The 13,470-nt window shown below is 34.5% G+C and carries 10 protein-coding genes; 3 read left to right on the forward strand and 7 right to left on the reverse strand.

The genetic code is table 11. The annotated features are described in order from the left end of the window. A partial coding sequence (locus C0512_RS13310; RefSeq protein WP_290862367.1) for a LuxR C-terminal-related transcriptional regulator occupies positions 1 to 283 on the forward strand: 283 nt, incomplete at its 5' end. 50 nt (positions 284 to 333) lie between these two features. On the opposite strand, the gene C0512_RS13315 is transcribed toward C0512_RS13310, so the two are convergent. The 6 genes from C0512_RS13315 to C0512_RS13340 form a co-directional block, all read right to left on the reverse strand. Beyond that, the gene (locus C0512_RS13315) at positions 334 to 1,092 is read right to left on the reverse strand and encodes a succinate dehydrogenase/fumarate reductase iron-sulfur subunit (protein ID WP_290862369.1); all 759 of its coding nucleotides are present in this window, start codon (positions 1,090 to 1,092) and stop codon (positions 334 to 336) included. Positions 1,093 to 1,098: 6 nt separating this feature from the next. Then, positions 1,099 to 3,108: a fumarate reductase/succinate dehydrogenase flavoprotein subunit gene (locus C0512_RS13320; RefSeq protein WP_290862371.1), complete on the reverse strand. Its 2,010-nt coding sequence runs from the start codon at positions 3,106 to 3,108 to the stop codon at positions 1,099 to 1,101. 18 nt (positions 3,109 to 3,126) lie between these two features. Then, entirely contained in the window at positions 3,127 to 3,993 is an 867-nt protein-coding gene (locus C0512_RS13325; RefSeq protein ID WP_290862373.1) for a succinate dehydrogenase cytochrome b subunit, read from the reverse strand. Between the two features lie 156 nt (positions 3,994 to 4,149). Beyond that, positions 4,150 to 5,031 carry a hypothetical protein gene (locus C0512_RS13330; protein WP_290862375.1) on the reverse strand — a complete coding sequence of 294 codons (882 nt, stop codon included), beginning with the start codon at positions 5,029 to 5,031 and terminating at the stop codon, positions 4,150 to 4,152. Position 5,032: 1 nt separating this feature from the next. Beyond that, entirely contained in the window at positions 5,033 to 5,890 is an 858-nt protein-coding gene (locus C0512_RS13335; RefSeq protein ID WP_290862377.1) for a ChaN family lipoprotein, read from the reverse strand. Continuing rightward, positions 5,877 to 8,675: a glycosyl hydrolase gene (locus tag C0512_RS13340; RefSeq protein ID WP_290862379.1), complete on the reverse strand. Its 2,799-nt coding sequence runs from the start codon at positions 8,673 to 8,675 to the stop codon at positions 5,877 to 5,879. The genes C0512_RS13335 and C0512_RS13340 overlap by 14 nt, the downstream gene beginning before the upstream one ends. Before the next feature lie 125 nt (positions 8,676 to 8,800). Here C0512_RS13340 and C0512_RS13345 point away from each other — a divergent pair, with 125 nt between their 5' ends. Both C0512_RS13345 and C0512_RS13350 read left to right on the forward strand, forming a co-directional pair. Beyond that, on the forward strand, positions 8,801 to 10,093 hold the full coding sequence (locus C0512_RS13345) for an aminopeptidase P family protein (protein ID WP_290862381.1): 1,293 nt from the start codon (positions 8,801 to 8,803) through the stop codon (positions 10,091 to 10,093). Between the two features lie 74 nt (positions 10,094 to 10,167). Beyond that, entirely contained in the window at positions 10,168 to 10,950 is a 783-nt protein-coding gene (locus tag C0512_RS13350; RefSeq protein ID WP_290862383.1) for an alpha/beta hydrolase, read from the forward strand. 63 nt (positions 10,951 to 11,013) lie between these two features. On the opposite strand, the gene C0512_RS13355 is transcribed toward C0512_RS13350, so the two are convergent. Beyond that, positions 11,014 to 13,470, reverse strand: a 2,457-nt coding sequence (locus tag C0512_RS13355; RefSeq protein WP_290862385.1) for a PD-(D/E)XK nuclease family protein, incomplete at its 5' end; no start/stop codon positions are given.

The raw sequence follows: 13,470 nt of genomic DNA on the forward strand, positions 1-13,470 counted from the left end.
AAATAAAATTGGCGAAGAATATATGGAAATCTTCGATGTGAACTTTGAAAAAGTAAATCATAACTTTTTTGAAAAACTAAAAGAAATAAACCCAACATTAACAAAAAGGGAACTCCGTTTATGTGCATTTGTGAAAATGGATTTAAGTAATAAAGAAATTGCTCCTTTGCTTAATATTTCAATTCGAGGTGTAGAAAATGCCCGATACAAGGCTAGAAAAAAACTAAATGTACAACATGAAGAAAATTTCGTATCCTACTTAATTAGCTTAATTAATGAATAAAAAAACGCATTTCAGATTGAAATGCGTTTTAAATTAAATCTAATTGTATTTTAGAAACTCGCCTTCAAATATTCTCTGTTTAAACGAGCAATATTTTCTAAAGAAATTCCTTTTGGACATTCAATTTCACAAGCTCCTGTGTTTGTACAGTTTCCAAAACCTTCTTCGTCCATTTGACGCACCATGTTTAATACTCGCTCAGTAGCTTCAACTCTTCCTTGTGGCAATAAAGCATATTGAGATACTTTTGCACCCACAAACAACATCGCTGAACCGTTTTTACAAGTAGCTACACAAGCCCCACATCCAATACAAGCCGCTGCCATAAAAGCATTATCAGCATCGTGTTTTGGAATTGGAATGGAATTAGCATCAATTGTATTTCCGGAAGTGTTTACAGAAACAAAACCTCCTGCTTGTTGAATGCGTTCAAAAGCAGTTCTATCAACTACTAAATCTTTTATTACCGGGAACGCTTTACTTCTCCATGGTTCTACAAAAATTGTATCTCCATCATTAAACATTCTCATGTGTAATTGACAAGTCGTGATTCCGGTGTCCGGACCATGAGCTCTTCCGTTAATGTATAATGAGCATGCTCCGCAAATTCCTTCGCGACAATCATGGTCAAAAGCAACGGGTTCTTTTTTATCGTTGACTAATTGTTCGTTTAATTGGTCTAACATTTCTAAAAACGAACTGGCTGTTGAAACATTATCTAATTTATACGTTTCAATTCCCCCTTTATCACTTGCATCTTTTTGACGCCATATTTTAAGGGTAATGTTTATATTTTTTGCTGCACTCATAGTTTCTTATTTGTAGTTTCTAGCTGCAATTTTTATTTCTTCGTAGTTCAATTCTTCTTTATGTAGTTCTGCTTTTGAAATGTCAGCTCCTTTGTATTCCCAAGCTCCTACAAATTTAAAGTTCACATCATCCCGTAATGTTTCACCTTCAGCATCTTGGTATTCTTCTCTAAAGTGACCTCCACAAGATTCATTACGTTGAAGAGCATCCATGGCCATTAACTGTCCCAATTCCATAAAGTCAGCAACACGCAGAGCTTTTTCTAATTCCGGATTTAAATCATTTGCACTTCCGGGAATAAAAACATCTTTGTAAAATTCTTCTTTTAATTGAGCAATTTCTGCTATAGCGTCTTTTAAGCCTTGTTCATTTCTTCCCATTCCAACTTTATTCCACATAATCAATCCTAATCTTTTATGGAAATGATCCACTGTTTTAGAACCGTTATTGCTTAAGAATTTGTCGATAGCAGATTTTACATTATTTTCAGCTTCTGCAAACTCAGGTAAATCGGTAGAAATTTTTCCGGTTCTGATTTCGTCTGCTAAATAATTAGAAACGGTATAAGGCAATACAAAATAACCATCAGCTAATCCTTGCATTAAAGCCGAAGCCCCTAAGCGATTTGCACCATGGTCGGAAAAATTAGCTTCTCCAGCCACAAAACAACCCGGAATAGTTGACTGTAAATTATAATCAACCCAAACACCACCCATGGTATAATGTACCGCCGGGTAAATTTTCATTGGTGTTTCATATGGATTCTCATCTGTAATTTTTTGGTACATGGTGAATAAATTGCCATATTTTTCTTCTAACCACTTTTTACCTAATTTAATTATTTCCTCTTCGGAAGGATTATGATTTCCTTGACCGTAAGCGGCTTGTTTTCCTTTGCTTTTGATTTCTGTAGAGAAATCCAAATAAACACCTTCATTGGTGTCATTGGCTTCAATACCATGTCCGGCATCACATCTCTCTTTGGCAGCTCTTGAAGCTACGTCACGAGGAACTAAGTTTCCAAAAGCAGGATATCTTCTTTCTAAGAAATAGTCTCTGTCTTGTTCTTCTAATTGAGTTGGTTTTAATTTTCCTGCACGAATGGCTTCTGCGTCTTCTTTTTTCTTTGGAACCCAAATTCTTCCGGAATTCCTTAATGATTCAGACATTAAAGTCAATTTCGATTGATTACTTCCGTGAACTGGAATACAAGTTGGGTGGATTTGTACAAAACAAGGATTAGCGAATAAAGCTCCTTGTTTGTGAATTTTCCAGCTAGCTGTTACATTACAGCCCATCGCATTTGTTGATAGAAAATAGACATTTCCGTAACCTCCTGTGGCAATAATAACCGCATGAGCCGAATGTCTTTCCAATTCTCCAGTTATTAAGTTTCTGGCAATAATTCCTCGGGCTTTTCCGTCAACTTTTACTAATTCCAACATTTCATGACGGTTATACATTTTCACACGTCCTAATCCAATTTGTCTGGATAATGCTGAATAGGCCCCCAACAACAATTGCTGTCCGGTTTGTCCTGCAGCATAAAATGTACGTTGTACTTGTGTTCCTCCAAAAGAACGATTATCAAGATAACCACCATATTCTCTAGCGAAAGGAACGCCTTGAGCCACACATTGATCAATGATGCTTCCCGATACTTCCGCTAAACGATGCACGTTTGCTTCACGGGCTCTATAATCACCACCTTTAATTGTATCATAGAAAAGACGATAAACACTGTCCCCATCATTTTGATAATTTTTTGCTGCATTGATACCACCTTGAGCGGCAATGGAGTGAGCTCTTCGAGGAGAATCCTGATAACAAAAGGCACTCACATTATATCCCATTTCGCCAAAAGAGGCAGCCGCAGAAGCTCCTGCTAATCCGGTTCCAACGACAATGATGTCAATTTTTGGTCGGTTATTTGGAGCAACTAATTTTAAATGATTTTTATGATTTGTCCACTTTTGAGCAACTGGACCTTCCGGTATTTTTGAATCTAACTTCATAATATATTCTGATGTTGATTATTTACTAAAATGAATGTAGAGCGGAATAATTGCAAATAACAATGGTACTATCACCGCAAAAGCTTTACTCACAAACTTGATGGTTGGTGTCCATTTTGGACTATTTAATCCTAAAGATTGGAAAGCACTTTGAAAACCATGCCACAAATGAAAACCTAATACCAACATGGAAAACACATAAAACAAAGTAAAATACAATCCGTATTTTTTATCTTTAAAAAAATCGATTGTAATCAGATGTAAATCTTTATACAATTCGGCAATTTTTACATTAACTTGTGCATTGTGTAGCTCTGTTCCGTTTTTTATAATTAACTGTTTTTGAGGGTTACTTTCAACAGATTCTCCTTCTTTTAAAACCTGATCTACTTGGTAATACTGACCATCGTTTCTTCCAACATAAAAAACATTTTTTATCCCAGGACTAACTTCTATAATATGTGTCATTAAAGGCATTTTTTTATCAAAATGCATTCTAGCCCAAAAATTCACCATGTGAGTAGCGATGAAAACTAAAATCAAAGTACCTAAAACTGCCATGCTTCGAGAAGGTAAACTACTATTTGCTCCGGCGTCTGATTTTGCATAACCTATTGGTCTTGCTTTTTTGTTTTGAACTGTTAAAATAATTCCGTCAATTGCATGAAAAAGAATAGAAATGTAAGTGACGTAAGATAGAATTTTTACGATTGGATTAGAGGTCATAAACAATGCATATTGATTGAATTGCAATCGACTGTTGGGCATTAATAATTGTAAATTCCCAGCCAAGTGACCAACTAAAAACAAGCATAAAAATAAACCCGTAAGAGCCATCCAATACTTTTTAGCGATAGATGACTTTAAAAGTGCAGATTTTGCCATAGTGTTTGTGTTAACTTAATTTTTTAAAAAATAGTACACAAATTTAATGGTATTTGAAGACAACTACAACCTTTTCTGTCTAATTTAAAGTGATTTTAAAGAAGGATTAACAAGTGTTTGACGTACAAGTTGTTTAATTATAAAAAACGAAGGATATTATTTAACAAAACTCGGAATTAGACCTCTTAAACCCATATCAACAACATTCTCACCAATGGCAGGTTCAAATTTATTGTCTGTTGTTACTTCTGTCCATTCAAAACTAGCATTTGTAGAGAGTGATAAAGTAACCTCTATGTCTTTAGTTTCGTTTCCGGTAATGGTTAAATCCGTTTCAAATTTACCTGTTACAACACAAGATCCTTGAGGAATTGGTGAAGTTTGAAATAGCGGATTCGGAACCGTTGTGGCTCCGGCAGGTGCTTGACCTGAAGTTGCAAAAGGTAAACTATTTAATGCAAAAGCCCAATATCCTTGTTCTCTATTGTCGTTCACGGGAAACACATTATTGCCAATACTATGGGTGCCAATGTAAGTGTTATATCCAACAAAACTCTCCAATGTACCTGTGTAAGTTGACCCTTGACTGTAAACTTGAATATTCCCGGTTTGATAAGATAATGATACTCGAATCCAATTATAGGCTCCGGCTAATTGTGGCGTTATAGGAATTTTTAGGAATACTTCATTTTGTCCTACAATCTTAGCTTGACTGAAATCTATTGCCATTGCTCCACCTAAATCAGTTTCGGGAGCATGATACAAAACTTTTCCTTGTCCTAAAAGTGTATTCATTGAAGGTGACAACTCTAAATAATGAGCACTGATTTTTTGCATATCAGGAGACTGAGCGGCATTTCCGATTGGGATTAATGAAGGTTGTCCTAAATTATTTAACCGAGCCTGATTTTGATCAAACTTGAATTTAATGATTAAACTAGGTTGTTCGGAAGTTTCATTTTCAGTACTGCATGAAAAAATACCGATGCTTGCCACAAGTAGCAGTAAATGTCCGGTAATTTTCCATTGCAATTTCATTTTAATATGTTTTAGTCACATCTTCGTCAATAACGAGTATGAAGTCAGCTTTATTGTATTCTTCCTTTGATAATTTAGAGAGGTCTTTTTGTTCAACTGTTGCAATAGTGATTAATTTCAATTCCGATTTATACTTTTTAAGATACCAATTTATACCTTCAAAATTATCACTATGGTATGTTCCATTATAATGAACAAAAAGGGTGCCAGATTGCAAATTTTGAACAATAAAATGAGCCATCGTAGCATCTTTTATTGCTTGAGCTTTGGGCATTTTATCTCCGGCATGTCCGCCCTGCATCGACATCATGTTTTGGTAACCGGGCAAATTAATATCAAACAAAATAGGAAGTGGAGCTATCCAACTTTTTTCTTCAGCACTAAGTTTTTCTAATTCTTCCAATCCGTTTTTAAAAACCATGCTGGCGTATCGTCGTGGTATATTTGTGGCTACAAAAGGGAATTTTTTTTCTTTTGCAAAATCTACTAAAGGTTTATAATCCGTTTTATAATTTTTCCATAGTCGGGCTGTTGAATCAAATTGCTTTTGGGTAATTTCACCTTTCAAGTATTGGTTTAATTGTTTCTGATTGTCGGCTTCCAACATTTCTGCTCCTAATACCAACTTCATTTTTTCTGCCAAATCTTTAGTAAGTTCTAATTGTAGCCAATGCACCACAGAATTGTCATGGTATTCGCCAAACAAGACCACATCTGCTGCTGCTGCCTCTTTTAAAAGCTTTTTATAGGTTGCTTTTTTTCCTTCTTTTGTAAACAACTGATACGCTATTTTGTTTTGTGCCCATCCAATAGTTTGAAAAACAAGGAAAAAGCAGAGCAATAAATTAATTTTTTTCATTTCTTATGATATTTAATGGAGTAGATTGAGAATAACTTTTTTGAGTCATTTTGATTTGATATTTTCCGGGGATCAAATAGTTTTTACCATTTTTAGCCTCTTTCAAAGTAAGTTTTTTATCTTTTTTATGCCATTTTTCAGCTCCTGATTTTGAAATTTCCACCATGTAAGTCCATTGATTAATTCCGGAAGTTGCCATTTGTTTTTCTTCAAACACAACAATTCCAATTTCATTAAGCACTTGTACCAATACTTCCCCTTGGTTTTTTGTATAATAATCCACAACTAATTTAGGTTCATTTGGTTTGAACCATTTACTCCAACTACTTCCCCAGTTAGATGAATATGAAACAGTTTCAACTGCAAAAATTTTCAAGGCCAAATTGATAGTTTCTTCATTTAGTTGCTGTACAGATTTTAAATTAACTTTGTAAATTGAACGCCCATGAGTTCCTACAATTAAATCATGATCTTCTGTTTGAATCACTAAATCATGAACTGCAACCGGAGGCAAACCATTCATAAAAGGCTGCCAGTTTTCGCCCCGGTTGAAAGAAATATAAAGACCATTATCTGTTCCAATATACAAAATGGATGGATTTAATGAATCTTCTACTATAACATTAACAGCAGCTGTTGGAATATTTGTCGCTATTGACTTCCATGTTTGCCCGTAATCTTCCGACACATAAATATAGGGCGTAAAATCATCAGAACGATAGCCGTTTAATGTTACAAAAACACGCTCTTTTTGGTGTTGAGAAGCAACCACTCCGGAAACCCAAAGAACTTTTGGAAAAGAATCGGATATTTTCTGCCAACTGGATCCTGCATCCTTTGACACATGCACTAAACCATCATCACTCCCCGTATAAAGTAATCCAAACTGAAACGGACTTTCACTCAAGGTTGAAATTGTTCCATAAGGCACATTTCCATCTTTACCTCCTTGTGTCAAATCCGGAGAAATGACTGACCAAGTATCTCCTTGATTAAAGGAACGGTGCAAATAGTTTGATCCCAAATACAAAATATCTTGATTATGCGATGAAAGCAAAATAGGCGTTTGCCAATTGAATCGCAACGGTTTTTCCTCTTTTTTGGCTTTTGGAGCAATGTATTTTCGACTTTCATTACTTCTATCTATGCGATAGTAATTTCCAAATTGAAATCCGGCGAAAACTATGGATGGATTTCTTCTGTCAATTTGAGTTTGCATTCCGTCACCACCTAAAATACTTTCATACGGATATTTTCCTTCCTGGTGCCATTCTGCACTATACTCATAATTATTCTGCCCAACCCATACCCCATTGTCCTGCATCCCACCATAAATATTGTATGGGTTTTGGTAATCCACATTTACATGATAAAACTGACTAACACCATGAGGATTACATTTGGTCCAATTGGCTCCATCATCATAAGAAATATTCAATCCTCCATCATTTCCATTAATTAAATGGCCTGCTTTTTTAGGGTTTACCCATACAATATGGTGATCTGCATGTACATTTTCCCTATTAATCGACACAAACGTTTTCCCTCCATCATCCGATTTAATGATTGGCACACCCGAAACATACAACTTGTCTGAATTAGACAAATCAACAGCAATTCGTCCAAAATAATATCCATAAGAATAATAAAAATCGTCTATATAGTCTGAATGGGTTTTCTTCCATGTTTTCCCTCCATCAATAGATTTATAAACTTCTGCTCCAATCACTTCAGTTTCAAATAAGGCCGCGTTCGCATCTTGCATTATTTTTTTTGCTTCCGCAGGTTCCATGTTTCCGTTTTGAATCCAATTTTTAATATTCTCCGCTCGATACTTTTCAGAAAGTCCTTGTTTTTTCAAATATGCATTTATTTCACTGTTTGGAATATTCATAAAAACTTCACCCGGAGCATTAAACATTTCAGGCATAGTTGTTTTTGTTTGGGCTTTCTTTGGTCGTTTTGATTGATTATCCAAAACGGCATAAACAATAGCATCATCAAATGTTGCTAAACCAATTCTGCCCACTCCTTCACCGGTTGGAAATCCACTTTCAGTTGTGGAAATCAATTTCCAAGTTGAACCACCATCTTCACTTTTATAAATGCCGGAAGTAGTTCCGTTGCCTACAAAATTCCATGCTTTACGGTCTTTTTTCCAAGCTGAGGCATATTGTATATTGAAATTTTTGGGTGACACAGCAATATCGATAATACCGGTTTCCTCATCAATGAATAAGGTTTTTTTCCATGTTTTTCCAGCATCGGTAGTTTTGAAAACACCTCGTTCCATGTTATTTGAATACAAATGTCCAGTTACGCCCACAACAACTTCATCCGGATTAGTTGGGCTAATTTCTATTTTTCCTATGTGGTGGCTGTCTTTCAAACCCATATTTTGCCAAGTTTTTCCTTTATCAGTCGATTTCAAAATTCCTATTCCGGCATAAGAAGATCGCGAGGAATTATGCTCTCCTGTTCCTACCCAAATGGTACCGCTCTTCCAATCAACTGCTATTTCCCCCACATTTTGAGTTGCTGAATTATCCATGATTGGAGTAAAACTCATTCCGTTGTTATTGGAATACCAAACTCCACCGGAAGCATAGCCTACATAAAATTCAATTGGATTATCCGGATTTACGTCAACATCAACCACACGTCCACTCATGATGGTAGGCCCAACACTATTAAATGCTATGTTTTGAACAAGTGAATTGTTTTGTGACCAACTTAGATTAACAAGTAGAAAAAAAACAAAAGATAAAAAACCATTCTTAATCATGGGAATAAATTTAAAATGGAAATTTAGGCATTACTTAAGTGTTGACAAAATTTTATACTTGAATTAACAGCAAATCGATGTAATCTTGTTATTTTTGATAAATCATATTAAACAACCTTTATATCATGAAATACCATCCAATAGACCGCAATTTATATATCAAAAACCGCTCAAAGTTTTTATCTCAAATGAAACCAAACAGTGTAGCGATTTTTAATTCTAATGATAATTATCCGGTGAGTGCCGATACGACTTTGCCTTTTGCACAACACCGTGATATTTTATATTTATCCGGCGTTGATCAGGAAGAAAGTATTTTGCTTTTATTTCCTGATGCACCTTACGAAAACTTAAAAGAGGTTTTGTTTTTAAGAGAAACAAATGAACATATTGCTGTTTGGGAAGGAGAAAAACTAACAAAAGAAAGAGCTTTTGAAGTTTCAGGCATCAAAAATGTTATTTGGGTTCAGGATTTTCATAAAACGTTGAAAGAAGTGATGTCTTATGCTGATACGATGTATATCAACACTAACGAGCATTATCGTGCATCTGTTGAAACAGAAACCCGTGAGGCTCGATTCATCAAATGGTGGAAGGAAAACTACCCTGCACACAAAGTAGAAAAAAGCAACCCAATATTACAACGCTTACGTTCCATAAAAGAAAGTGAAGAAATCGATTTAATTCAAAAAGCGTGTGATATTACTGAAAAAGGATTTAGAAGAGTACTTTCGTTTGTAAAGCCAAATGTAATGGAGTATGAAATTGAAGCCGAATTTGCTCATGAATTTTTGCGTAATCGCTCAAAAGGATTTGCTTACACGCCTATAATTGCTTCAGGAAATAATGCGAATGTGTTACATTATATTGAAAACAACCAACAATGCAAAGCCGGTAATTTAATCTTATTGGATGTTGGTGCTGAATATGCCAATTATTCCAGTGATATGACAAGAATGATTCCGGTTTCAGGCCGATTTACAGCAAGGCAAAAAGAAGTTTACAATGCCGTTTTACGAGTAAAAAATGAAGCAACCAAAATGCTGGTTCCCGGAACATTATGGAAACAATATCATGTGGAAGTAGGCAAAATAATGACTTCAGAATTGTTAAGTTTGGGCCTTTTAGACAAAGCCGATGTGCAAAATGAAAATCCGGATTGGCCGGCTTATAAAAAATACTTCATGCACGGCACATCCCATCATTTAGGATTAGATACACATGATTATGGGTTATTACATGAACCCATGCAAGCCAATATGGTTTTTACGGTTGAACCGGGAATTTATATTCCAAAAGAAGGTTTTGGCATCCGGATAGAAGATGATATGGTGATTCAAAATGAAGGAGAACCTTTTAATTTGATGCGGAATATCCCTATTGAAGTGGAGGAGATTGAATCGATAATGAATGCTTAATTTTATAAAGGTTTAAGTATTTAAAAATTTATAAGACGACTTGCAGGAATGTAAGTCGTTTTTTTAAAATTTATATGAAATCAATCCTCTACAAGAACACCAAAATCAACTACACCGACACCGGTAAAGGAACTGTCGTTGTTTTACTTCATGGTTTTTTAGAAAATTTAGGTATGTGGAAAAATTATATCGCCGAATTTTCAAAAAAAAATCGTGTGGTAACCATCGATTTATTAGGTCATGGGAATTCTGAATGCTTAGGCTATATTCATACCATGGAAGACCAAGCGGATATGGTACATGAAGTTTTACATGAACTTAAAATCCGAAAGGCAGTTTTTATTGGCCATTCGATGGGTGGATATGTATCACTAGCTTTTGCTGAGTTATATCCTGATGTAATGAAAGGATTGGTTTTACTCAATTCGACATCAAGAGCAGACAGTGCGGAAAGAAAATTGAATCGCGAAAGGGCAATTTTAGCTGTCAAACAAAATTATACTGCTTTTGTTAGAATGTCAATTGCTAATTTATTTAACGAAGACAACCGAGAACGTTTAGCCGTCGAAATTGAGCTAGTAAAAATGGAAGCCTTAAAAACACCCCTACAAGGAATTGTTGCTGCTTTAGAAGGGATGAAAATAAGAAAAGACAGAGAAGTTTTATTGCATTTTTCACCCTATCCGATGATGTTAATTTTAGGGAAAAAAGATGGCGTGTTGAATTATGAGGAAAGTCTTGACCAAATTGAAAATTCAAAAGTGGAATTAGTTACTTTTCCGGATGGTCATATGAGTTATATTGAAAATGAAGCAGAATTGAAAAGAGTTTTGCTTAACTTTTTGAAAAAAATATAGATACTTTTTTACCCTATAAGTTATATACGTTTCTCTATTCTTGGCCAATATGACTTATTATCCTTATGAAATTTTCTCCTCAAAAGGTAATTCTACATTTAAAATTTCATTTAACAGCCCTATTAATTCCGTTTTAAAATCTTCTAAAACAGAATCATCTACTTCGTTTAAAATTACTTCTCGACCTTCTTTAATTTGAAAAGGCATAAATCCTGCTTTTAAATTTTTAAAGGAAATAATTCCTACTTCCATTTCCGTATTCGGAAATTCGGCTTGAACCATAAAGGCATAACACAACAATTGAATAATTTTATCATGTTTGATGTCGTCGGTCAAACCATTCCAGTTTTGAATGGCTAATCCGTTTTGTTCTACTTTACCGGTTTTGTAATCAATGATACGTAGTTTTCCGTTTCTGAGCTCTATTCTGTCGACATTACCTTTGATTTTGATTGGAAAAGGTAAGCGAACATCTTGTAAAACTGCTTCGGAATTTTTTTCCAAAAACAGCACTTTTACTGCGTCATTTTGCTCCAAAAGCCGTTTTTCCAGTTGTAAAAAATTGTACACATTTCGCTTAGCCACTTCAAAAGCTAACAGATTTTTACCTTTGGTAATTTCTCCTTCTTTATAAACAATTTTAAATTGTTTGAACACTTCACCATCAGCAATTTCAAGCATATTTTCAACATTCGAAACACTTAAAAATGTATTTAAATAAGGTTTATATAACACTTCTAAAGCGGCATGAATAATTGTTCCGAGGGTATTAATAGCAATATTTTCTTCGACTTCTTCCGTTTCAGAAATTCGCAAAATCCGTTGAAAATAAAACTGCATCGGATTTCGAATATAAGTTGTCAAGGTTGAAGGAGAAAATCCGTTTTCAGCCATTTCACGCAATCGTTCCATTACCAATTCAGATTTTTCTACAACCATTGGTTCATGAGCTTTCTCGGGTAAAATTGCATTATAAATTTGGCGTGAAAGAATATGATTAGGTTGCTTTTCAACTTCTAATTGGGTTATAAACCGACTTTTTTCACCAGCATCTATTCCTTCTGATTCCGTATTATAAAGCAAATAAATGTTTTTCGCCCGTTGTAAAAGATGATAAAAGTGATACGTGTAAATGGCATCTTTTTCTTTGAAAGTTGGCAAGCCTAATTCTCTTTTCACATCTAAAGGGATGAATGAATTTTGTGATTTCCCGGCAGGAAAGACACCTTCATTCATGGACGTGATGATTACAGTTTCGAAATCTAAAACACGACTTTCCAATACGCCCATAATTTGAAGTCCTTGCAATGGCTCTCCTTCAAACGAAACTTCTGCTAAATCAATAATTTGTTTGTATAAACCATGAAGCCCTTCAATTGAAGTAATATAGTTGTGTTCTGAACAATAAGTACTCAGTTTATTAATTATCTTAAAAATGGCATAAACAAAGCTATTGGTGATTTTATCCTTTGAATCTTCCGTTTGTAAAAATTGTTTAATTTGAAGCAAAACGGTTGCTAACGTATCAAGTATCTGGACCGTATTAGCTGACCATTTTTCGAATAAAAGTTGAAAAAATGAATTTGACTGATTGTACATTTCAACCAACTTTACATGAGAAATGAACGTATAATTATATTGATTAATTTGATTTACAAGTGTTTTTGCATTTACAAAAGGTTCAACTAATGGGTTTTGTAGGACTTCTAAAACATCTTTATAATAAAACACATAGCTAGATTGACTTCGTTTGAAAGCGTTCTGATGCATTTTGAACAATTTCGAAAGTAACAATTGTGCCGGATTATTCTTTCCGGAATAACCCATTGTAATGTTTAGGTGTGAAACAGTATTTGGTAATGAATTTAAAAGCGGAATTAAAATATTTTCTTCCCCTAAAACAATGGCAACTTTTTCTAAAGGTTGCTGGTCAGCAATGGTTTGAATTATATCTGCTGCTAATTTAGCTTGTCCGATTGTTTTGGGCGTACCCATTATTTGGATATTTTTTTCTTCCTTAAATTCATTAAAAATCCACTGATAAGGATTGTTTTTATAAAATGACCAACTCTTTTTTATTTTACGAGCAAACAAACCGGCATCATGATAGGGGTCATTCAAAAAGGTTTCTTCAGCATCCCATAAAACAGTTGCTTTTTCAATAGATAATAAATGCTGAAAAATCATTTCTTCTGCTTTATTTAGAGCATTGAATCCTGCAAAAATAAAATGATGATTTCCTATTGTGTTGGAGAAATGGTTTAAATTTTCTACCGATTCACGATAAATTAACCCTTGATATCCAATTCCTTTGTTTAATAAATGCTTATAAAAAGTGTAATAATATAAAGGCATATTGTCCCAAAATTGGAGATAATTTTCAATTAATCTTGTTTTATCCTGTAACTCAAGATTCCATCTTTTTATGGCTTCAATTTCTTTCAAATAAGAAAAAACATGGTTAGGAGAGAGAAGATATCGGTCTATTTCATTAAAATCCTGAAGCAACGTTTTTGAATG

This window comes from Flavobacterium sp. (genome assembly GCF_013822155.1).
Classification (GTDB): Bacteria; Bacteroidota; Bacteroidia; order Flavobacteriales; family Flavobacteriaceae; genus Flavobacterium.

Excerpts from the sequence above, each read along its gene's own strand:
- C0512_RS13315 (WP_290862369.1), bottom strand. The coding sequence starts at position 1,092 with ATGAGTGCAGCAAAAAATATAAACATTACCCTTAAAATATGGCGTCAA.
- C0512_RS13335 (WP_290862377.1), bottom strand. The coding sequence starts at position 5,890 with ATGAAAAAAATTAATTTATTGCTCTGCTTTTTCCTTGTTTTTCAAACT.
- C0512_RS13345 (WP_290862381.1), top strand. The coding sequence starts at position 8,801 with ATGAAATACCATCCAATAGACCGCAATTTATATATCAAAAACCGCTCA.
- C0512_RS13325 (WP_290862373.1), bottom strand. The coding sequence starts at position 3,993 with ATGGCAAAATCTGCACTTTTAAAGTCATCTATCGCTAAAAAGTATTGG.
- C0512_RS13330 (WP_290862375.1), bottom strand. The coding sequence starts at position 5,031 with ATGAAATTGCAATGGAAAATTACCGGACATTTACTGCTACTTGTGGCA.
- C0512_RS13320 (WP_290862371.1), bottom strand. The coding sequence starts at position 3,108 with ATGAAGTTAGATTCAAAAATACCGGAAGGTCCAGTTGCTCAAAAGTGG.
- C0512_RS13340 (WP_290862379.1), bottom strand. The coding sequence starts at position 8,675 with ATGATTAAGAATGGTTTTTTATCTTTTGTTTTTTTTCTACTTGTTAAT.
- C0512_RS13350 (WP_290862383.1), top strand. The coding sequence starts at position 10,168 with ATGAAATCAATCCTCTACAAGAACACCAAAATCAACTACACCGACACC.